The 21,317-nt window shown below is 60.0% G+C and carries 22 protein-coding genes; 8 read left to right on the top strand and 14 right to left on the bottom strand.

Translation table 11 applies throughout. The features are described 5' to 3' along the window. Positions 1 to 86: 86 nt before the first annotated feature. Positions 87 to 1,079, top strand: coding sequence for a bile acid:sodium symporter family protein (locus WA302_RS09760; RefSeq protein ID WP_261456871.1), 993 nt, complete (start codon positions 87 to 89; stop codon positions 1,077 to 1,079). Between the two features lie 27 nt (positions 1,080 to 1,106). On the opposite strand, the gene WA302_RS09755 is transcribed toward WA302_RS09760, so the two are convergent. From WA302_RS09755 to zipA, 3 genes are all read right to left on the bottom strand, one after another. Further along, the gene (locus WA302_RS09755; protein WP_004936441.1) at positions 1,107 to 1,322 is read right to left on the bottom strand and encodes a DUF3820 family protein; all 216 of its coding nucleotides are present in this window, start codon (positions 1,320 to 1,322) and stop codon (positions 1,107 to 1,109) included. Next, positions 1,322 to 3,343 carry an NAD-dependent DNA ligase LigA gene (gene ligA, locus WA302_RS09750; RefSeq protein ID WP_049209341.1) on the bottom strand — a complete coding sequence of 674 codons (2,022 nt, stop codon included), beginning with the start codon at positions 3,341 to 3,343 and terminating at the stop codon, positions 1,322 to 1,324. The genes WA302_RS09755 and ligA overlap by 1 nt, the downstream gene beginning before the upstream one ends. Before the next feature lie 79 nt (positions 3,344 to 3,422). Beyond that, positions 3,423 to 4,439 (bottom strand): cell division protein ZipA, encoded by a 1,017-nt coding sequence (gene zipA / locus WA302_RS09745; protein ID WP_043140339.1) that lies wholly within the window; start codon positions 4,437 to 4,439, stop codon positions 3,423 to 3,425. Positions 4,440 to 4,660: 221 nt separating this feature from the next. On the opposite strand from zipA, the gene cysZ reads away from it, so the two are divergent. The 5 genes from cysZ to crr all read left to right on the top strand — a co-directional run bounded on the left by cysZ (position 4,661) and on the right by crr (position 9,563). Beyond that, on the top strand, positions 4,661 to 5,419 hold the full coding sequence (gene cysZ / locus WA302_RS09740) for a sulfate transporter CysZ (RefSeq protein WP_025303781.1): 759 nt from the start codon (positions 4,661 to 4,663) through the stop codon (positions 5,417 to 5,419). Positions 5,420 to 5,604: 185 nt separating this feature from the next. After that, complete coding sequence (cysK, locus tag WA302_RS09735) at positions 5,605 to 6,573, top strand: cysteine synthase A (protein ID WP_004936453.1); 969 nt, start codon at positions 5,605 to 5,607, stop codon at positions 6,571 to 6,573. Positions 6,574 to 6,972: 399 nt separating this feature from the next. Continuing rightward, positions 6,973 to 7,230, top strand: a complete 258-nt coding sequence (gene ptsH, locus WA302_RS09730) for a phosphocarrier protein Hpr (protein ID WP_004936458.1) — start codon at positions 6,973 to 6,975, stop codon at positions 7,228 to 7,230. A gap of 46 nt (positions 7,231 to 7,276) precedes the next feature. Continuing rightward, positions 7,277 to 9,004, top strand: coding sequence for a phosphoenolpyruvate-protein phosphotransferase PtsI (ptsI, locus tag WA302_RS09725; RefSeq protein WP_025303782.1), 1,728 nt, complete (start codon positions 7,277 to 7,279; stop codon positions 9,002 to 9,004). Between the two features lie 49 nt (positions 9,005 to 9,053). Beyond that, positions 9,054 to 9,563 (top strand): PTS glucose transporter subunit IIA, encoded by a 510-nt coding sequence (crr, locus tag WA302_RS09720; protein WP_004936467.1) that lies wholly within the window; start codon positions 9,054 to 9,056, stop codon positions 9,561 to 9,563. Between the two features lie 75 nt (positions 9,564 to 9,638). Here crr and WA302_RS09715 read toward each other — a convergent pair whose 3' ends face one another. The 10 genes from WA302_RS09715 to WA302_RS09670 all read right to left on the bottom strand — a co-directional run bounded on the left by WA302_RS09715 (position 9,639) and on the right by WA302_RS09670 (position 19,174). Next, complete coding sequence (locus WA302_RS09715; protein WP_043140342.1) at positions 9,639 to 10,964, bottom strand: ATP-binding protein; 1,326 nt, start codon at positions 10,962 to 10,964, stop codon at positions 9,639 to 9,641. A gap of 6 nt (positions 10,965 to 10,970) precedes the next feature. Further along, a complete protein-coding gene (locus WA302_RS09710; RefSeq protein WP_025303784.1) occupies positions 10,971 to 11,651 on the bottom strand; it encodes a response regulator transcription factor in 681 nt (226 codons plus the stop codon). A 252-nt stretch (positions 11,652 to 11,903) separates the two neighbouring features. Next, entirely contained in the window at positions 11,904 to 12,785 is an 882-nt protein-coding gene (gene cysM / locus WA302_RS09705) for a cysteine synthase CysM (protein ID WP_025303785.1), read from the bottom strand. Between the two features lie 81 nt (positions 12,786 to 12,866). Continuing rightward, positions 12,867 to 13,955 carry a sulfate/thiosulfate ABC transporter ATP-binding protein CysA gene (gene cysA, locus WA302_RS09700; protein ID WP_025303786.1) on the bottom strand — a complete coding sequence of 363 codons (1,089 nt, stop codon included), beginning with the start codon at positions 13,953 to 13,955 and terminating at the stop codon, positions 12,867 to 12,869. Then, the gene (cysW, locus tag WA302_RS09695; protein WP_261456870.1) at positions 13,945 to 14,820 is read right to left on the bottom strand and encodes a sulfate/thiosulfate ABC transporter permease CysW; all 876 of its coding nucleotides are present in this window, start codon (positions 14,818 to 14,820) and stop codon (positions 13,945 to 13,947) included. The genes cysA and cysW overlap by 11 nt, the downstream gene beginning before the upstream one ends. Beyond that, positions 14,820 to 15,659 (bottom strand): sulfate/thiosulfate ABC transporter permease CysT, encoded by an 840-nt coding sequence (gene cysT / locus WA302_RS09690; RefSeq protein ID WP_004936486.1) that lies wholly within the window; start codon positions 15,657 to 15,659, stop codon positions 14,820 to 14,822. Before cysT ends, cysW begins: the two co-directional genes overlap by 1 nt. Then, entirely contained in the window at positions 15,660 to 16,682 is a 1,023-nt protein-coding gene (locus WA302_RS09685; RefSeq protein ID WP_033652562.1) for a sulfate ABC transporter substrate-binding protein, read from the bottom strand. It abuts the gene before it with no gap. A gap of 201 nt (positions 16,683 to 16,883) precedes the next feature. After that, complete coding sequence (locus WA302_RS09680) at positions 16,884 to 17,783, bottom strand: Dyp-type peroxidase (protein WP_004936493.1); 900 nt, start codon at positions 17,781 to 17,783, stop codon at positions 16,884 to 16,886. Between the two features lie 182 nt (positions 17,784 to 17,965). Next, positions 17,966 to 18,553 carry an RpoE-regulated lipoprotein gene (locus tag WA302_RS09675; RefSeq protein WP_089181188.1) on the bottom strand — a complete coding sequence of 196 codons (588 nt, stop codon included), beginning with the start codon at positions 18,551 to 18,553 and terminating at the stop codon, positions 17,966 to 17,968. 156 nt (positions 18,554 to 18,709) lie between these two features. Continuing rightward, complete coding sequence (locus WA302_RS09670; protein WP_336063708.1) at positions 18,710 to 19,174, bottom strand: DUF2919 domain-containing protein; 465 nt, start codon at positions 19,172 to 19,174, stop codon at positions 18,710 to 18,712. A 175-nt stretch (positions 19,175 to 19,349) separates the two neighbouring features. On the opposite strand from WA302_RS09670, the gene WA302_RS09665 reads away from it, so the two are divergent. Then, positions 19,350 to 19,748, top strand: coding sequence for a YgiW/YdeI family stress tolerance OB fold protein (locus WA302_RS09665; protein ID WP_043140358.1), 399 nt, complete (start codon positions 19,350 to 19,352; stop codon positions 19,746 to 19,748). A gap of 42 nt (positions 19,749 to 19,790) precedes the next feature. Here the strand turns inward: WA302_RS09665 and WA302_RS09660 are convergent, their stop codons facing one another. Then, complete coding sequence (locus tag WA302_RS09660) at positions 19,791 to 20,216, bottom strand: GNAT family acetyltransferase (protein ID WP_004936504.1); 426 nt, start codon at positions 20,214 to 20,216, stop codon at positions 19,791 to 19,793. A gap of 204 nt (positions 20,217 to 20,420) precedes the next feature. On the opposite strand from WA302_RS09660, the gene amiA reads away from it, so the two are divergent. Beyond that, the gene (amiA, locus tag WA302_RS09655; RefSeq protein ID WP_043140361.1) at positions 20,421 to 21,302 is read left to right on the top strand and encodes an N-acetylmuramoyl-L-alanine amidase AmiA; all 882 of its coding nucleotides are present in this window, start codon (positions 20,421 to 20,423) and stop codon (positions 21,300 to 21,302) included. Positions 21,303 to 21,317 lie beyond the last annotated feature (15 nt).

Raw genomic sequence — 21,317 nt, 5'->3', positions numbered from 1 at the left:
CATGGATGAATTAAATAAATCAATTTTATTATTATATGCCCGCGCGGGAGAATAGCCCCATCGATTTTCTACCCGAGCGCATCGCCATGAGATTCCTGCCCGATCGTTTTACCCTGACGCTGATCGCCACCGTGCTGCTGGCGTCGTTCCTGCCGGCGCGCGGCGAGTTCGTCGGCTGGCTCAACGCCCTGACCATCGCCGCCATCGCCCTGCTGTTTTTCATGCACGGCGCCAAGCTGTCGCGCGAGGCCATCCTGGCCGGCAGCAACAACTGGCGGCTGCATCTGTGGGTGATGTGCAGCACCTTCATCATTTTTCCGGCGCTGGGCGTGCTGTTTGCCTGGTGGGCGCCGATCGACGTCAGCCCCGAGCTGTACGCCGGTTTCATCTACCTGTGCATCCTGCCGGCCACCGTGCAATCGGCCATCGCCTTCACCTCGCTGGCGGGCGGCAACGTCGCGGCGGCGGTATGCAGCGCTTCCGCCTCCAGCCTGCTCGGGATCTTCGTGTCGCCACTGCTGGTCGGCTTGTTGATGAATGTACACGGCGATACCGGCGGCCTGCGGCAGGTCGGTTCGATCGTGCTGCAGCTGCTGGTGCCGTTCGTCGCCGGTCACCTGCTGCGGCCGCTGATCGGCGGCTGGATCGAACGCCATCGGCCACTTATCGGTAAAACCGATCAGACTTCAATTCTGCTGGTGGTGTACGCCGCCTTCAGCGAGGCGGTGACGCACGGCATCTGGCATCAGGTAGGGATGGGCTCACTGGCGTTTATCGTCGGTGGCAGCATCATGCTGCTGGCGATCGTGCTGGTGGTGAACACTTACATGGCGCGCTGGCTGGGGTTCAGCAAAGCAGACGAGATCACCATCGTATTCTGCGGTTCGAAGAAGAGCCTTGCGAACGGCATTCCGATGGCCAATATCCTGTTCCCGGCGGCGACGGTGGGGATCATGGTGCTGCCGCTGATGGTGTTCCATCAGGTGCAACTGATGACCTGTGCGGTATTGGCGAAAAGGTATCAGCGCAAGCAGCAGGCGCAACAGGCGGTGCCCAACGCGCAGGCGTCGCGCGGGTAAAAAAAAGACGGGCCAAGGCCCGTCAGTTCAGCTTTTCTTCAGCGGCTTGACCAGGTGGTCAAGCCCTTCGATTTTAATCGCCAGCGTCATCTCCATCAGCATGCCGAGCTTGCCTTTGGGGAATTCGCCCTTGCGGGCGAACCACAGCAGGTACTCTTCGGGCAGATCGATCAGCACCCGCCCTTGGTACTTGCCGAACGGCATCACGGTATTGGCGATCTCCAGCAGGTTTTCTTTTTCCATCACTCACCCAGCAAGCGGATCATCTCCGCTTCGTCGATCACGGCGATACCCAGCTCCTGCGCCTTCGCCAGCTTGGAACCGGCCGCCTCACCGGCGATCACCAGATCGGTTTTCTTCGACACGCTGCCGCTGACCTTGGCGCCCAGCGCCGTCAGGCGATCTTTGGCCTCGTCGCGCGACAGCTGGCTCAGCGAGCCGGTCAGCACCACGGTTTTGCCGGCGAACGGGCTGTCTATCTCTTCCGCCGCCACCACCACCGGCGCCGGCCAGTGAATGCCGATCTCGGCGCCCACCAGCTCGTTGATCACCTGCTGATTGAGCGCTTCATCGAGGAAGTTGCGAGTGTGTTTGGCCACCACTTCGCCGACGTCCGGCACCTCTTTCAGCGCCTCGATGTCAGCGGCGAACAACTTCTCGAGCGATCCGAAATGCGCCGCCAGGTTGGCGGCGGTCGCTTCGCCGACCTCGCGAATGCCGAGCGCATACAGGAAGCGGGCGAAGGTGGTCTGTTTAGATTTCTCCAGCGCATTGACCAGGTTCTGCGCCGATTTCGGCCCCATGCGATCCAGACCGGTCAGAATGCCGGCGGACAGCCGGAACAGATCGGCCGGGTTCTTCACGTACTCCTTGTCCACCAGTTGCTCGATGATCTTGTCGCCCATGCCTTCAACGTCCAGCGCGCGGCGGGAAACGAAATGCTTCAACGCCTCTTTGCGCTGCGCGCCGCAGATAAGACCGCCGGTGCAGCGCGCCACGGCTTCGCCTTCCACGCGCTCAACGTCGGAGCCGCACACCGGGCAGTGCAGCGGGAACACCACTTCGCGCGCATCCTGCGGCCGGCGGTCTTCCAGCACCCCCACCACCTGCGGGATCACGTCGCCGGCGCGGCGCACGATCACCGTATCGCCGATGCGCAGCCCCAACCGCTCAATTTCATCGGCATTGTGCAAGGTGGCATTGCTGACGGTCACCCCGGCCACCAACACCGGCTCAAGGCGGGCCACCGGCGTAATCGCGCCGGTGCGGCCAACCTGAAACTCCACTTCGCGCACCACGGTGATCTGCTCCTGGGCCGGGAATTTGAACGCCGTCGCCCAACGCGGTGCTCGCGCCACAAAGCCCAGCGTTTCCTGCAGATCGATGTCGTCAATCTTGATCACCACGCCGTCGATGTCGAAACCGAGCTGTGCGCGTTCCTGCTCGACCTGACGATAAAACGCCAGCACTTCCTCGCTGCCGGTGCGGCGCTGGGCGCGATCGCTAACCGGCAGGCCCCAGGCCTTGAACTGCATCAGGCGCTCAAAGTGGCTGCGCGGCAGCTCGCCGCCTTCCAGCAGGCCGACGCCGTAGCAGAAGAAGGTCAGCGGCCGTTTAGCGGTAATGCGCGGATCGAGCTGGCGCAGCGAACCGGCGGCGGCGTTGCGCGGATTGGCAAACACCTTGCCGTCTTTGCGCCGCGCCTCTTCGTTCATCTGTTCAAAACCGGCCTGCGGCATGAACACTTCGCCGCGCACTTCCAGCCGGCGCGGGATGTTGTCGCCGGTCAGGCGCAGCGGGATGGCGCGAATAGTGCGCACGTTGGTGGTGATGTTCTCCCCGGTGGTGCCATCGCCGCGCGTCGCCGCGCGCACCAGTTCGCCGTCTTCATACAGCAGGCTGACCGCCAGGCCATCCAGCTTCAGTTCGCAGCAGAAGGTCAGCGGATCGCTGCTTTTGAGCCTGTCCTGCACGCGCTTGTAAAACGCCAGGAAACTTTCTTCGTCGAACACGTTGTCCAGCGACAGCATCGGCACTTCGTGACGCACCTGGTCGAACGCCGCAAGCGGCGCCGCGCCCACGCGCTGGGTCGGCGAATCGGCGGTGATCAGCTCCGGATGCGCGCTCTCGAGCTCGCGCAGCTCACGCATCAGGCGGTCATATTCCGCATCCGGCACTTCGGGCGCATCCAGCACATGATACTGGTATTCATGATGGCGCAATGTGGCTCGTAGTTGATTGATTTGTTGGATTATCGATTCCATGGCTCACCATCAAAGATAAAAAACCCCCGGCTAGCGGGGGCTTTGTTGTTACGGATGTTCAGTGCGCGCGGCAACCCGGTCAGGCGTTGTTTTCCAACACTTCACGGATACGCGCTTTGTAGGTTTCCAGCTTCTGCGGCGTCATCATGCGGCGCTCGTCGTCCAGCACCACGCCGCCCACGTCGTCGGCGATGCGCTGCGCCGACTGCAGCATCAGCTTGAAGTTCTGATTGGCGTCGCCGTAAGACGGCACCATCATGAACATCGACACGCCCGGCGTGGAGAAATCGGACATCATGTCAGGATCGAACGACCCCGGCTTGACCATGTTCGCCAGGCTGAACAGTACCGGGCCGCTGCCGGCCGGGCTGATATGGCGGTGGAAGATGCCCATCTCGCCAAACTGGAAGCCCGCCTGCAACACGCTCTGCAGCAGCACTTCGCCGCCGATCACGCCGCCCTGATGGGCCGCGACGTGCAGCACCAGCACGGTCTCTTTCAGCTTAGCCTGAATTGGCGCAGCCGCAGGCTGCGGTGCAGGTTCCGGCGCAGGCTTCACTTCCGGCGCTTGCTGCACAGGAGCCGGTTCGGCGTGGAATGCCGGTTCTGCCCCCTGCGGCGCCTCATGTTCATGCGGCAGATCGTCGACGCGCGGCTCACGGCGCACGGCCGGTTGCGGTTGCTGCGGTTCGGCCTGTTCTTCGTCCGGCGCGTAGTTGTTCAGCAGGATATCATCATATTCCGGCCGCTGAGACAGCGGAGGCGGCGTCTGATGGGCAGCCGGCTGAACGGCGTGGGGCGCTGGCGCAGCCGCCGGAGCGGGCTTCGGCGCGGCCACGGGTTCTTCGCGTGCGGCATCGAAATGGCCGAATGACGGCTCGTCTTGCGGGTGAGCGGCGCGTACGCGCACCTCACCGACGCCTTCTTCGAGATCGTCGATCGGAGTTTGTTCACGTTCCTTTTGGGAACGTTTGGCTGGGCGATCGCGGAAGAGCGCTGACCGTTCTTTGCGACTGGTCCACAGACCGTGCAATAACAGCGCTATTATGGCGATCGCGCCAACAACGATTAATATCAGACGCAAATCCTGCATCATTGCTATCTCTGTTGTTCCAATACATTGCCACCGCGGCAAACATTCACTCTTTAACTCTATTTGCCCGCGCACACAAGTGCAAGTCCGTGCTGAACTTTATGCCAATAAAGATGATTATACTGCCTTTTTCTGCTGGTTTTTCAGCCAACCCTACCCTAGCCAGTGGAAAATCATCCCTATATGATAATGATGCCTGTTCAGACAACGAGATAACTTAAGATATGTCCTATACGCAGCTCCCTTCCCGCTCGACCAGCGGCATTCACTATTTCGCCGAAGGCTGGCGCCTGATTTCGCGCCCGGGGATTAAACGCTATGTGGTCCTGCCGTTGCTGGTCAACGTGCTGCTGATGGGCTCCGCTTTCTGGTGGCTGTTCAGCCGGCTTGGCGATTGGATCCCGGCGATGATGAGCCACGTTCCCGACTGGCTGCAATGGTTGAGCTACCTGCTGTGGCCGCTGGCGGTCATTTCGGTGCTGCTGGTGTTCAGCTATCTATTCAGCACTATCACCAATCTGATCGCCGCGCCGTTCTGCGGCCTGCTGGCCGAGCAGCTCGAAGGCAGCCTGACCGGCAAACCGCTGCCGGACACCGGCCTGCTCGGCATCGCCAAAGATCTGCCGCGCATCATGGCGCGCGAATGGCGCAAGCTAATGTATTACCTGCCGCGCGCGCTGCTGCTGCTGGCGCTGTACTTCGTGCCCGGCATCGGCCAGACGGTGGCGCCGGTGCTGTGGTTCCTGTTCAGCGCCTGGATGCTGGCGATCCAGTATTGCGACTACCCGTTCGACAACCACAAGGTGAGCTTTGCCGACATGCGCCGCGCTTTGCGCCAGCACAAAACCGACAATCTGCAGTTCGGCGCGCTGGTCAGCCTCTTTACCATGATCCCGATCCTCAACCTGGTGATCCTGCCGGTCGCCGTCTGCGGCGCCACCGCGATGTGGGTCGATCGTTATCGCACGCAATTCGTCCGATAATCGCTGTTTTTTACCGCCGACAGCGCGGGAATTTTCGACAGGGCGCGCATTTCGCGCCCTTATCATTGTGCTTAAAACTTATTTCCTAATAACATATAGATATACCAATTCTTTACTTCCCTGCCGGTACTGTTAGCGTATGCTTTCGATGTTCCCCACATTTTCATAGAGTTAAAGGACGGGCTATGAGCAAGATATATGAAGACAACTCATTAACAATCGGCCATACGCCGCTGGTTCGTCTGAACCGTATCGGCAACGGACGCATTCTGGCCAAGGTTGAATCACGCAACCCGAGCTTCAGCGTCAAATGCCGCATCGGTGCCAATATGATTTGGGATGCGGAACAACGCGGCGTGCTGACCGCCGGCAAGGAACTGGTGGAGCCGACCAGCGGCAACACCGGCATCGCGCTGGCCTTCGTCGCCGCTGCGCGCGGTTACAAGCTGACGCTGACCATGCCGGAAACCATGAGCATCGAGCGCCGCAAGCTGCTCAAGGCGCTGGGCGCCAATCTGGTGCTGACCGAAGGGGCGAAAGGCATGAAAGGCGCCATCGCCAAAGCCGAAGAGATCGTCGCGACCGATCCGAACCGCTACCTGATCCTGCAGCAGTTCAGCAACCCGGCCAACCCGGCCATCCATGAAAAAACCACCGGCCCAGAAATCTGGGAAGACACCGATGGGGAAGTCGACGTGTTCATCTCCGGCGTCGGCACCGGCGGCACATTGACCGGCGTCAGCCGCTACATCAAGAACACCAAAGGCAAGGCCATCACCACCGTGGCGGTCGAGCCGACCGACTCGCCGGTCATCAGCCAGGCGCTGGCCGGTGAAGAGCTGAAACCGGGCCCGCACAAGATCCAGGGCATCGGCGCCGGCTTCATTCCGGGCAACCTCGATCTTGACCTGGTGGATCGCGTCGAGAAAGTCTCCAACGACGAAGCCATCAGCATGGCGCGTCGTCTGATGGACGAAGAAGGCATCCTGGCGGGCATCTCCTCCGGCGCAGCGGTCGCGGCGGCGGTGAAACTGGCCGAAGAACCGGCGTTCGCCGACAAGACTATCGTGGTCATCCTGCCCTCTTCCGGCGAACGTTATCTCAGCACCGCGCTGTTCGCCGATCTGTTCACCGAGCAGGAATTGCAGCAGTAATTCCGCAACTGCACAAATCGCTAAAAAAGCACCCTGCGGGGTGCTTTTTTGTGGACTGGATCAAACTTTATAGCAGTCCAAGATTGCTTTTGCCCGTCGCCTTTAGTATTTAACGTTGCATTATTTCGATGCGCAAAATTAATCACTCTCCGAGCACGGTCAAGGCTGAATCGATTTACTCATCTGTCGCCGACGCGGCGAATCGGGCATAATGGGGAGCGGATTGGAACGACGTCTAAAGCCGAGTTTTTTGATCTGAAGTGCCTAACGCGTCGTTTTCTGTTGCATCAACGTTCGCCCCTGTCCATAGTCAGGCGCTATAACCAGACAAGTTAAAGTCAGGCCCCTGGGCTAAACTTTAACTCCACAACATTAATCCAATAAGTTGGGGAAACATCAATGTTCCAGCAAGAAGTTACTATTACCGCTCCGAATGGTCTGCATACTCGCCCTGCCGCTCAGTTCGTTAAAGAAGCCAAAGGCTTCACGTCTGACATCACCGTGACCTCCAACGGCAAAAGCGCCAGCGCTAAAAGCCTGTTCAAACTGCAAACTCTGGGGCTGACTCAAGGGACCGTAGTGACCATCTCAGCTGAAGGTGAAGACGAGCAGAAAGCCGTTGAGCACTTGGTAAAACTGATGGCAGAGCTTGAGTAATCGGCCCGTCTTTTTAGTTAACACCAGTCAAGAGTAAGGTAGGGTTATGATTTCAGGCATTTTAGTATCACCGGGCATCGCTTTTGGTAAGGCTCTCTTGCTGAAAGAAGACGACATCGTCATCAACCGGAAAAAAATCTCTGCTGATCAAGTAGAGCAGGAAGTCTCGCGTTTTCTGGCCGGCCGCGCAAAAGCGTCCGAACAGCTGGAAGCGATCAAGACCAAAGCTGGCGAAACCTTCGGCGAAGAGAAGGAAGCTATCTTCGAAGGCCACATCATGTTGCTGGAAGACGAAGAGCTTGAGCAGGAAATCATAGCCCTAATCAAAGACGATCTGGCCTCCGCAGACGCCGCCGCCTACACCGTGATCGAAGGTCAGGCAAAAGCGTTGGAAGAGCTGGACGACGAATACCTGAAAGAACGCGCCGCCGACGTGCGCGACATCGGCAAACGCCTGCTGCAAAACATTCTGGGCATGCCGATCGTCGATCTGGGCTCCATTCAGGACGAAGTGATCCTGGTGGCCACCGATCTGACCCCGTCCGAGACCGCGCAGCTGAACCTGGACAAAGTGCTGGGCTTCATTACCGATCTCGGCGGCCGCACCTCCCACACCTCTATCATGGCGCGCTCCCTGGAGCTGCCGGCGATCGTCGGTACCAGCGACGTGACCAAGCAGGTGAAAAACGACGACTACCTGATTCTGGATGCGGTTAACAACAAAATTTACGTTAACCCGACCGCTGACGTTATCGATCAGCTGAAAGCCGCCCAGAACCAATACATCACCGAGAAAAACGATCTGGCCAAGCTGAAGGACCTGCCGGCGATTACGCTGGACGGCCATCAGGTTGAAGTCTGCGCCAACATCGGCACCGTGCGCGACGTCGCGGGTGCAGAGCGCAACGGCGCGGAAGGCGTCGGCCTGTATCGTACCGAATTCCTGTTCATGGACCGTGACTCGCTGCCGACCGAAGACGAGCAGTTCCAGGCTTATAAAGCCGTGGCGGAAGCCATGGGCTCGCAGGCCGTGATCGTCCGCACCATGGACATCGGCGGCGACAAAGACCTGCCGTACATGAACCTGCCGAAGGAAGAGAACCCGTTCCTCGGCTGGCGCGCCATCCGCATCGCGATGGACCGCCGTGAAATCCTTCACGCCCAGCTGCGCGCCATCCTGCGCGCCTCGGCGTTCGGCAAACTGCGCATCATGTTCCCGATGATCATCTCCGTGGAAGAAGTGCGCGATCTGAAAGGCGAAATCGAGACGCTGAAGGCGCAGCTGCGCGAAGAAGGCAAGGCGTTTGACGAGAGCATCGAGGTGGGCGTGATGGTGGAAACACCGGCTGCGGCGGTCATCGCTCACCACCTGGCGAAAGAAGTCGACTTCTTTAGTATTGGGACAAACGATCTAACCCAGTATACTCTGGCGGTAGATCGCGGCAACGAGCTGATTTCTCATCTCTATAACCCGATGTCCCCATCAGTACTTAGCCTGATCAAACAGGTTATTGATGCATCTCACGCAGAAGGCAAGTGGACCGGCATGTGCGGCGAACTGGCTGGCGATGAGCGTGCTACACTGTTGTTATTGGGCATGGGGCTGGATGAGTTCAGCATGAGTGCGATTTCAATCCCGCGCATCAAGAAAATTATTCGTAACACGAATTTCGAAGATGTGAAGGCGTTGGCAGCGCAGGCCTTGGCACAGCCAACGGCACAAGACCTGATGAATTGCGTCAATAAATTCATCGAAGAAAAAACGCTCTGCTAAACTTCCACGACACTGGAACGCCGCCCAATTTAATGCTTAGGAGAAGATCATGGGTTTGTTCGATAAACTGAAATCTCTGGTTTCTGATGACAAGAAAGACACGGGCACTATCGAGATCGTCGCTCCCCTTTCTGGCGAAATCGTCAATATCGAAGATGTGCCGGACGTAGTGTTCGCTGAAAAAATCGTTGGCGACGGTATCGCCATCAAACCGGCCGGTAACAAAATGGTTGCTCCGGTTGACGGCACCATCGGTAAGATTTTCGAAACCAACCATGCATTCTCTATCGAATCCGACAGCGGCATTGAGCTGTTCGTCCACTTCGGCATCGATACCGTAGAACTGAAAGGCGAAGGCTTCAAACGCATCGCCGAAGAAGGTCAGCGCGTCAAGAAAGGTGACGTGGTTATCGAGTTCAACCTGCCACTGCTGGAAGAGAAAGCCAAGTCTACCCTGACGCCGGTCGTTATCTCCAACATGGACGAGATCAAAGAGCTGATCAAACTGTCCGGCAGCGTGACCGTTGGCGAAACCCCGATCATCCGCATCAAGAAGTAAGCGCGGATGAGCAAGAAAAACGGCGCCCTCGGCGCCGTTTTTTTATCCCCTTCGTCGTATCCCAATCTCGCTACGTTATGACGACCAGCGCGGGATACGCAGGGTAATGACCAGCCCCTCTTTGTCGCCGTTGCGCGCCTCAACCTGGCCGCCGTGCGCCAATACCACCTTGCGGGTAATCGCCAGCCCCAAGCCGTAACCCTTGCCCGACTGCGCCGACTTCACACGCACGAACGGATCGAAGATGCTCGACAGCTTCGCCTCTTCGACCCCCGGCCCCTGATCGCTGACGGCGATCTGGAACTGGTTATCGACGCGCGACAGCGCCACCGTCACCCGCTGGCCGTGGCTGGAAAAGCGCAGCGCATTGCGCACGATGTTGTCCACCGCTCGCCGCATCAGCTCCGCGTTGCCCTTGACGGTATACTCCACGTCCGACTCGGCCTGCAGCACGATATCCACGCCGGGCACCTGCGCCTCGTAGCGTGCATCACTCACCACCGCGTCCACCAGGCCGTACAGATCGAAGTACTCCTCGTCCGGCAGGCTACTGTGTTCGGTACGCGACAACGCCAGCAGCTCGCCGATCATTTTGTCCAGCCGCCCCGACTCGTGTTCGATACGTTTGAGCGAGGCTTCGACGTTACCGGCATTCTGCCGCGCCAGGCCAATCGCCAGCTGCAGGCGCGCCAGCGGTGAACGCAGCTCGTGCGAAACGTCATGAAGTAACTGCTCGCGGGCGCTAACCAGCAGTTCCAGCCGCTCGGCCATGGTGTCGAAATCGCGCGCCACGTCGGACAGCTCGTCATGGCGGCGTCGCATGTTCGGGAACAGCCGCACCGACAGATCGCCCTGCGCCACCCGATCCAGGCCGCCGCGCAGCTGACGCATCGGCCGGGTCAGATTCCAGGCCAGCACGGCGCTGAACAGCAAACCGCCCAGCCCGCCGACCCACAGCATCGGCGCAGGAATGTTGAAGAAGTGGGAACGCCGCTCCGGCCGATACTCTTCCCGCAGCCCGCGCACGTCATAGCTCAGCCAGTAACCTTGCCCTTCCCCGGTCTGCACCCAGGCGGAAATCGCTTTCGGCATACGACGCCCTTCAAACACCGGTTCTTCCGGCGCGGGCGGCGGCGGTTGGGTCATCGGCGTAACCGACAGCAGACGCCTGTCGTCCTCGGGCCAGTCGCGCATCAGGGCTTCCAGCGCCGGCATACCGCCGCTGCGCAACTGGGTGGCGGCGGAGGTCAGTTGCAGGCCAATGACCCGCCGCGCCATGGCGTTCTCCGGCGGCACATAACGATCGCCATAAAGAGAAAACGCCACCCACAGCGCCTGCGTCATGATGAGGAAGGTCAACCAAAAGCCGAGTAAAATTTTCCAGAACAGTCTTCCGCGCATATCAGGTTACCGGATGCGATAGCCGATGCTGCGCACCGTCTCGATGCTGAGCTTACTGCCGGCCAACGCGCTCAGCTTCTGGCGAATATTGCTGATGTGCACGTCCACGCTGCGGTCATAGGCCTCACGCGGGCGCCCCAGCCCCTTCTCGGACAGCTCGTCCTTCGACACCACGCGATCCGGCGCGCGCAGCAACAGCTCCAACAGATTGAATTCCGAAGCGGTCAGATCAAACGCCTTACCGCGCCATTCGCTGCTGCGGGTTGAAGGGTTCAGCGTCAGCTCGCCGAAGCTGATGGCGGCTTCGTCGTCCGCCTCTTGCGGCCGCTCTTCGAAACGGCGCAGCACCGCGCGCAGACGCGCCACCAATTCGCGCGGGTAGCACGGTTTGGGCATGTAATCGTCAGCGCCCATCTCCAGGCCAATCACCCGATCGATGTTGTCGCCTTTGGCGGTCAGCATGATGATCGGCAGCCGGCTCTTTTTACGCACATCGCGCAGCACGTCGATGCCGCTCATGTCCGGCAGCATGATGTCGAGGATCATCGCGGTATAGTCTCCCGACAGCGCGCCCTCTACCCCCGCCTTGCCCGTCAGCACTAGCGTGGCATCGAAGCCTTCGCCGGTCAGGTATTCGCTCAGCATGGTGCCAAGCTCCAGGTCATCGTCGACCAGTAAAATTTTCATGCCTTGCTCCTTCACCGATTTTCGTTATTTTCCCGCCAATTCCGCCGGCCCGCAGCCGGTTTTACTCAATCCTTACACATCGCTCTTGGCGTCTCGCCACCGTTATTGTGGCCGCTGCCGCGCAATTTCTCTACTTCAGTCATGGCATTGGCGCACGAGCAAGCGGCAGCTACCACGCAAGCGGGGCTGCCGTCTGTCGAAAGGAAAGGGGGAAAGATTCTCCCGACGGAACACACCGCCGGGAAGGAGCGATCAGTCGAACACGCCGGTAGAGAGGTAACGGTCGCCGCGATCGCAAACGATCGCCACCACGACGCTGCCAGGGTGGGCCGCCGCGATGCGCAAGGCGCCGGCTACCGCACCGCCGGAGCTGACGCCGCAGAAAATGCCTTCACGCTGCGCCAACTGGCGCATGGTCTGCTCGGCATCGCCCTGTTCGATATCCAACACCTGATCCACCAGCTCCGGGCGGAAAATCCCCGGCAGGTAAGCAGGCGACCAACGGCGAATGCCGGGGATGCTGCTGCCCTCCGCCGGCTGCAGGCCGACGATCTGCACCTGCGGATTCTGGCTCTTCAGGTAACCGCCCACGCCGGTAATGGTGCCGGTGGTGCCCATGCTGGAAACGAAGTGCGTGATGCGCCCTTCGGTCTGGCGCCAGATCTCCGGGCCAGTGGTGGTGAAGTGGGCATAAGGATTGTCGAGATTGTTAAACTGATCCAGCACCTTGCCCTGCCCCTGGCGCTGCATCTCCAACGCCAGATCGCGCGCCCCTTCCATCCCCTGCTCACGGCTGACCAGGATCAGTTCCGCACCGTAGGCGCGCATCGCCGCCTGCCGTTCCAGGCTCATGTTCTCCGGCATCAGCAGCTTCAGCGTATAGCCTTTCAATGCAGCGATCATCGCCAGTGCAATACCGGTGTTGCCGCTGGTAGCCTCGATCAGCACATCGCCGGGCTTGATCTCCCCGCGCAGCTCCGCCTGCTGGATCATCGCCAACGCGGCGCGATCCTTCACCGATCCCGCCGGGTTATTGCCTTCCAGTTTGACCCATACTTCGCTGCCCGCCTGGGCGGCCAGCCGTTGCAGTTTTACCAGCGGGGTATTCCCGATGCATTGTTCGAGCGTTGTCACGATCTTTGCCTGTGTGTTGGTGTGCGTAAAGTAAAAAGGCAACCCTGGGGTTGCCTTGAAAAAAAGGGCTGTTAAAACCTATCAGGCGCTTTTGGCTAACGCAACAGGTTGCAGCAGTTGATCGCCGGCATACAGCCGCGCATTGAGGCTGCCGACGTAATAACGGCCGCCGCGCACCGGCGTGGCGTTGCCTTCCGGCAGCACTATGCTTATCGGTTCCTGATGCCAGCCGATCGGCTGCACCGTCAGCTGCCAGAAATGGCCGCGCGGGCTGACTTCCAGCACCTGAACCGGCAGCGGGCAACGTTCGCTGCTTTCGGTCGCCACTTCCATTTCCCACGGGCGCAGGAACAGATCGACGCTGCCCTGGTGCATCGGCTGGAACGACAGCGGCCACTGATGCGCGCCGACGAACAGCTGGGAGCCGCGAATTTCGCCGTTCAGGCGGTTCACTTCCCCCATGAATTCCAGCACGAAGCGGCTGGCCGGCTCGCGCATAATCTCCTCCGGCGAGCCAACCTGTTCGATATTACCCTGGCTCATCACCACGATGCGGTCGGCCACTTCCATCGCCTCTTCCTGATCGTGGGTGACGAATACGCTGGTGAACTTCAGCTCTTCGTGCAGTTGGCGCAGCCAGCGACGCAGCTCTTTACGCACCTGCGCATCCAGCGCGCCAAACGGCTCGTCCAGCAGCAGAATTTGCGGTTCCACCGCCAGGGCGCGCGCCAGCGCCACGCGCTGTTTCTGGCCGCCGGACAGCTGCGACGGGTAGCGATTGGCCAAATGGCCAAGCTGCACCATGTCCAGCAACTGAGTGACTTTCTGTTTGATCGCCGCGGCGTTCGGCCGCTCGCGGCGTGGCAGCACGGTCAGGCCGAAGGCGATGTTGTCGAACACCGTCATGTGGCGGAACAGCGCATAGTGCTGAAACACGAAACCCACGCGCCTGTCGCGTGCATGCATGTGGCTGACGTCGGTGCCGTGGAAGCCCAGCTTGCCGCCGCTCTGGCTTTCCAGCCCGGCGATGATGCGCAGCAGCGTGGTCTTGCCGGAACCGGACGGCCCGAGCAGCGCCACCATCTCGCCGGAAGCAATATCGAGCGAGATATCGTTCAATACCTTGGTGCGACCGAAGTACTTGTTGATGCCGTTAATCTCAATGCTCATGATTTTCCTCCCGCGCGAGACGCGCGTTTTGACGTTCCAGACGCCACTGCAGCGCACTCTTCAAAAATAGGGTAACGATCGCCATCAGGGTCAACAGCGCGGCAGCGGTAAAGGAACCGACGGTGTTGTAATCCTGCTGCAACAGCTCGACCTGCAGCGGCAGACTGTAGGTTTCTCCGCGAATCGAACCGGACACCACCGACACCGCGCCGAACTCGCCGATGGCGCGTGCGTTGGTCAGCACCACGCCATACAGCAGCGCCCAGCGAATATTGGGCAGCGTCACGCGGCGGAACATCTGCCAGCCGGACGCCCCCAGCAGAATGGCGGCCTCGTCTTCCTGGCTGCCCTGGCTGAGCATCATCGGCACCAGCTCGCGCACCACGAAGGGACAGGTGACGAAAATAGTCACCAACACCATGCCCGGCCAGGAGAACATGATCTGGATGTTATGCGCATCCAGCCAGCCGCCCAGCAGGCCGTTGCTGCCGTAAAACAGCAGGTAAATCAGCCCCGCCACCACCGGTGAAACGGCGAACGGGATATCGATCAGCGTCAGCAGCAGCTGGCGGCCGGGGAAGGTGAAACGCGTCACCAGCCACGCCAGCAACGTGCCGAACACCAGGTTAAACGGCACGGTAATCAGCGCGATCAAGACCGTCAGCCAAATGGCGTGCAGCATGTCCGGATCGAGCAAGTTGCTCCACATCGCGCCGAATCCTTTGGAAAAGGCCTCGGCGAAAATCGACATCATCGGCACCACCAGCAGCAGCACCGAGAACAGCGTTCCGATGGCGATCAGCGTCCACTTGCCCCAGTTAACGCGTGGGCGCTCGGCGCCGTTGAAGGCGGAAACATCAGCCATCAGTGCCCTCCTCCCAAACGTCTGCCGAAGCGGCTTTGCAATACGTTAATGCTGAACAGCAGCAGCAGCGACGCCGCCAGGATCACCGAGGCGATGGCGCTGGCCGCCGGGTAATCGAACTCCTGCAAACGCACAAAAATCATCAGCGAGGTCACTTCCGTCTTCCAGGCGATGTTGCCGGCGATGAAAATCACCGCGCCGAACTCGCCCAGGCTACGGGTAAAGGAGATGGCGGTGCCGGCCAGCAGTGCCGGCGCCACCTCGGGCAGCACCACGCGGCGAAAACTCTGCCAGCGCGTGGCGCCCAGCGTCTCGGCCGCCTCTTCGTATTCCGGCCCCAGCTCTTCCAGCACCGGCTGCACGGTGCGCACCACAAACGGCAGGCTGGTGAACGCCATCGCTACCGCGATCCCGAGCCAGGTAAAGGTAACCTTGATGTCGAAGTGCGCCAGCCACTGACCGTACCAGCCGGTGGTAGAAAACAGCCCCGCCAGCGTCAGGCCGGCCACCGCCGTCGGCAGCGCGAACGGCAGATCGATCAGGCCATCCAGCAGCGAACGGCCGGGAAAACGGTAGCGCGTCAGGATCCAGGCCATCAGCATGCCGAACACCGCATTGAACAGGCTGGCAACGCCGGCCGCCAGCAGCGTCACTTTATACGCCGCCACCACCTGCGGGTTGGATATCACTTCCCAATATTGCGCCAGGCTCATCTGCGCCAGCTGCATCACCAACGCACTGAGCGGCAGCAGCAGGATCAAACAGGTATAAAACAGGCTGCTGCCGAGGCTGAGGCCAAATCCGGGCAGCACCCGCTTACTGGACGACAACGCCAACATTTACTTGCGCCCTGCCGCTAACAGCTGATCCAGCTCGCCGCCGGTGGCGAAATGGGTTTTCATCACCTGCGGCCAGCCGCCAAATTGATCTTCCACCCGGAACAGTTGGGTGTCCGGGAATTGCCCCTTGGCCGCCGCCATCGCTTTCTGGTCATACACGCGGTAGTAGAAGCTGGTGATCACCTGCTGCGCCGCCGGGCTGTAGAGATAGTTCAGATAGGCTTTGGCCGCCTGTTCGGTGCCGTTGCGCGCGACGTTTTTGTCGACCCAGGCCACCGGGAACTCCGCCAGAATATCGACCGGCGGCACGATCACTTCGTACTTGTCTTCACCGTATTGCTTGCGGATGTTGTTCACTTCGGACTCGAAGCTGATCAGCACGTCGCCCAAACCGCGCTCGACGAAGGTGGTGGTCGCGCCGCGGCCGCCGGTATCGAACACCAGCACGTTCTTCAGGAAACGGGTCATGAAGGCGCGAGTCTTGGCCGCATCATTGCCGTCGGCCTGGCTGGCGGCGCCCCAGGCGGCCAGATAGGTATAACGGCCGTTGCCGGAGGTTTTCGGGTTCGGGAACACCAGTTTCACGTCGTCACGCACCAGATCGTTCCAGGTGTGGATGCCCTTCGGGTTGTCCTTGCGCACCAGAAACGCCATGGTGGAATAGAACGGCGAGCTGTTGTTCGGCAGGCGCGACTGCCAGTCCGCCGGGATCAGCTGCCCGCGATCGTGCAGGATCTGTACATCGGTGACCTGGTTGTAAGTCACCACGTCGGCACGCAGGCCCTGCAGGATCGCCAGCGCCTGCTTCGACGAGCCGGCGTGCGATTGTTTGATGGTCAGCTTGTCGTTCGGATGCTGTTGATTCCACTGCTGTTCAAAGCCGGGATTCAGCGCGACGAACAATTCACGGGAAACGTCATAAGAGCTGTTCAGCAATTCCGCCGCCGACGCGGCGCCGCTCGCCAACAGCGCAGCCGCCAGCCAACCTTTCAGCACGAGATTTTTAACCCGGTTTTGTTTCATTCTGCACCTTATCACTGAGTCATTCCTTCAGGCTTTCGCCTTATTGACGACCAGTGTATTTATAACTCGGTGCGGAGCTGTAACGCTTTTATATACCGTTTGGTGATTTACAAGCATCAAACGCTATAAGGCAGGGAATGCGAGGCGTTTTCGGGACGGAAAAACGGGCCGAAGCCGGGCGCACCGGCTTCGGCAACGGCGTCAAAGTGACAGCAGGCGCGTTAGCGATGGCGCAAAGTAGTAGCTGCCGGTGACCGCACGGCTGAAACGCAGCATCGCGTCGCGTTTGCCGTCCAGATCGCCGAACATGCTTAGCAGCTGCTGCTCGATATTGTGCAGGCGCGCGCAATAGGCAATGAAGAACAGGCCGTGCTTGCCGCTGGCGGTGCCGTAAGGCAAGCTCTGGCGCAGAATTTTCAGGCCCTTGCCATTCTCTTTCAGATCGACGCGGCTGACATGGGAGGTATCCGGGCGCTGATCCGCAGGCAGTTCTTCGCTGTCGTGCTTGGTGCGGCCGATGATCTGCTCCTGCTGCTCGGTGGTAAAGCGCTGCCACTGGCGCAGGTTGTGCTCGTAACGTTGCACCAGCACGTAGCTGCCGCCTGCGTCCTCTTCGCCTTCGGCGATCGTCGCCACTGCCGGGCGCTGATCGCCCTGCGGGTTTTCGGTGCCGTCGATGAAGCCGCTCAGATCGCGCTCTTCCACCCAACGGAAACCGTGGGTTTCTTCTTCAATTTTGATGACGTTGCCGAACGCTGCCAGCGCGGCCTGCGCCAGCGTGAAGTTGACGTCGTGACGCAGCGACTGGATGTGGATCAGCATATCGCGTTGGGTGGCCGGCGCCAGCCCTTTGCCAAGCGGCGTGAACGGCTTCAGCTCTTTCGCCCCCTGGCCGCTGGAGAGATCGTGCCAAACGTCGTAGCCGAAAGCGATCACCGCGCCAAGGCGCGCATCGGGGAACTGCTGCTGCAGCTCGCTCAGCGTCTGACAAAACTGCTTGCAGCCCTGGCGCAAGTCGGCGAATTCGCCCTGTACGCTAGCTTCCATAAAAATGGCGAAACGGCAGTGCTCCAGCAAAATGCCGCTCTGAACCTGTGTCATGTTGTTATCCTCGATACCAGAATCCGGCAACAGGTAAGGTATGGCGGTTGACGCGCGGGTTCCCTGTTACAAACGCGCGCTATCATACCGCAAGCACGGGCGATTGCCTTGCAGCAGCGCAAAGAAAATAGGGGTAATGATTTGGACAAGCAGGCGCCGGGAACCGGCGCCCGTTGAACGAGTTACTGCTGCGGCTTGGCGTGCCAAATGATTTTGCTGACCGTCCAACTTTTCAGGGTGTCGTCCGGCGGAATGATATCCTGCGCCCCGGCCCACTTGCCGCTGAAGATGTAGGTGACGTACTTGCTCTGCTCCGCCACGCACTCCACTTTACCGGCGTCTTCGCCGCTGCCCGGTTTACAGGAGCCGAACGCCTTGCTGTACATGTCGCCGAACGGCGTGCCGAGCTTGTTGCCCCACTCCGTCGCCACTTTCGGATCCAGCACGTCCACCTGCTGCAGGCGCCCCTTCGGTTCGCCGGTGATCACCAGCTTCACCTCGTCGCCGGACAGCGCCTGGTAGTAAGAGACGATCTGGCCGTTGTTGGTCGCCATGCCGCCGCGCAGACGGTAGTTGCCGTCCAGCCCGTCGTTGATGGCGCTTTCCGACATCGGCGTGCCGGCGTTGAGCTTGCCGACGCCCTTGGCGCCGACCTCCAGGCTGCTGCCGAACCAGTTGAACGGCGACAGGCTGGACCAGGAGAAATTGGACATGCTCGAACAGCCGGTCAATAACAGCGGAAGCCCTAACAGCAGGGGGCGAATATTCATCTCTAGCTCCTTAAACATCAATGGCACGGGGCGGTAACCCGCCCCTGCCGCACTCGGCGTTTTGCTGCGTGCCAGCCTCTCACAACGGCCCGCACTACGCCAACGGTTGCCAGCTTGGAGTGCGGAAAATGCGAAAAGTGCCGCACTTCTCGGCAATTAGTCGGCGTGCTCCGCCGGCGCGAAACAGGCTTTCAGACGCGCATTCAACAGCAGATAGCTCAGCGCGAGCGCATCGAGCAGCGCCAGCGTCAGTTCCAGCCCCGGCGCATCGCCGTCCTGGCGCCACAGGCTGAACAACGCGCCGCAGAGCGACGCCAGCACGGAGATAACCAGCCCCCAGCGCCAGCCGCGCCACAGCCGCGGCCATTGATGGCGACGGCCGCTCAGCAAAAACGCCAGCGCTGCCGGCAAGCCGAGCAACATGCCGTACCAAAAACGTTGGGTATCCGGATAAAACAGCGCCAGCAAGCTTTCGCCCTGTTCACGCGAAACGCCGGCCATCACGAACAGCAGCCAGGTGCGCGCCTGCAGAATCAGCACGGCCCAAAATCCCAGCGGCATTCGCAGCGCGCCGTGCTGGTCGTAATCGTCCGGGGAAAACCGGGGTGAGAATGGCTTCAACGATCGTTCCTTGCCAACAGAATAAAGACTATGGCTACAGATGGGCGCCGGCGATGGGAATTTCAATATGTCGGCTTAAGAAGCTCTTAAGATCGGCGTGTTTTAATGCTTATCACTAAGCAAGCAACCCGATATCAGCGGGATGTGATTTTCGATAACAATAAGGAAGCGCAACATGAAAAAACTGACTCTGGCCGCTCTGATCGCGCTGTGCAGCGCACCGGTACTGGCGCAACAAGGCGGGTTCCTCGATCCGGCCGCGCCGCAGGCCCAAACGCAAACCACCGCACAAGGTGGTTTCGCCGGCCCCAGCGCAGCGCTGACCACCGTGGACAAGGTGAAATCGCTGAGCGACGACACCTGGGTGATGCTGCAGGGCAACATCGAGCAGCGCATCGGCGACGAAACCTATACTTTCCGCGACGCCACCGGCACCCTGACGGTCGATATCGACCGCAAACGCTGGAACGGCCAAACCGTTACGCCAAAAGACAAGGTGCAGTTGGAAGGCAAAGTGGATAAAGACTGGAACAGCGTCGAAGTGGACGTGAAAACCGTCAAAAAGCTGCCGTAATGCACTGCGTCGGGCGGGGCAACGCCGCCGCCCGACGCGCGATCAATATTCCTGATCTTCGATCAGCCGCTTGCCCAGGCTGGTGATGCCCTGGATCTCGTAGCCGAGCTTCTCGTACATCTCGACCACCGTGTCGTTGTCTTCGCGCACCATAATCTGGATCTTCGGGCAGCCGCGGGCGATCAGCTTCTTCTCCAGACGATTGATCAACGCATTGGCGATGCCACGCCCGCGATAGTCGGGGTGCACCCCGAGGTAATACGCCGAGCCGCGGTGGCCGTCATAGCCGCCCATCACCGAGCCGACCACTTCGCCGCCGACTTCCGCCACCAGGAACAGCTCAGGATCGTGGTTCAGCTTGCGCTCGATGTCCATTTCCGGATCGTTCCAGGGCCGCAGCAGATCGCAGCGCTCCCACAGGGTAATGACTTCTTCAAAGTCGTCTTGTCGAAATACGCGAATTTCCATCGATGTTGGCCGCTGTTAATTAAGGTGTTTATCTGATTATCGCGTGATTATTCACTTACGCAATATCAAACTGCGATTTACCGCGCTATTTACCCGGAAATCGCCGGTAACAGGCGTAATAAATGGAAATAGTTATCGGGTCGATTAATGATTATCAATACGATATAACGTCGCAAAATAGAAACGTCGATGGAGCGTTGCGTAATGAAAAAGCAGGGTAAACAATTCCTCAATTTTAAGCCGCTTGCCGTTTCCCCGACGCGACGCCAACTTTTGCTTTCCGGCCTGGCGGTCGCGCTGTTCGGCGTGAAAAGCCACAGCGCCAAGGCGGAAGGCATGCTGCGCAATCAGCACAGCAAACCGGCGGCGAAACCGGCCGGCGGCAAAAAGCGGGTGATGATCGATCCCGGCCACGGCGGCATTGACTCGGGCGCGGTCGGCCACGAAGGTTCGCAGGAAAAACACATCGTGCTGGAAATCGCCAACCACGTGCGCCGTTTCCTGCATGAGCATGACCACGTCGAGGCGCGCCTGACGCGCGAAGAAGACGAGTTCATTCCGCTGTTCCAGCGGGTGGAGATCGCCCACCAGCACCAGGCCGATCTGTTCATTTCGATTCACGCCGACGGTTTTACCAGCCCGTCGGCCTCCGGCGCTTCGGTGTTCGCCCTCTCCAACCGCGGCGCCAGCAGCGCCATGGCGCGCTACCTGTCCAACCGTGAAAACGCCGCCGACGACGTGGCGGGCGGCAAGTACAAGGATCAGGACAACTACCTGCAGCAGGTGCTGTTCGATCTGGTGCAAACCGACACCATCAACAACAGCCTGACGCTCGGCCGCCACGTGCTCGGCCAAATTCGCCCGGTGCACCATCTGCACAGCGACAGCACCGAACAGGCGGCGTTCGCGGTGTTGAAATCCCCGTCCATTCCCTCGGTGCTGGTGGAAACCTCGTTCATCACCAACCCGAACGAAGAGCGGCTGCTGGGCACCACCGCGTTTCGCGAGAAAATCGCCCGCGCCATCGCGGACGGCATCGTCAACTTCTTCGACTACTTCGACGCCCACCAGCGCAAACCCCGCTGATGCCGCGGGCGGCGA

The organism is Serratia sp. 201, from assembly GCF_037027545.1.
GTDB classification, from domain to species: Bacteria; Pseudomonadota; Gammaproteobacteria; order Enterobacterales; family Enterobacteriaceae; genus Serratia; species Serratia bockelmannii.
The sequence above is the reverse complement of the archived record's forward strand: the minus strand, read 5'-3'. Positions and strand labels throughout refer to the sequence as shown.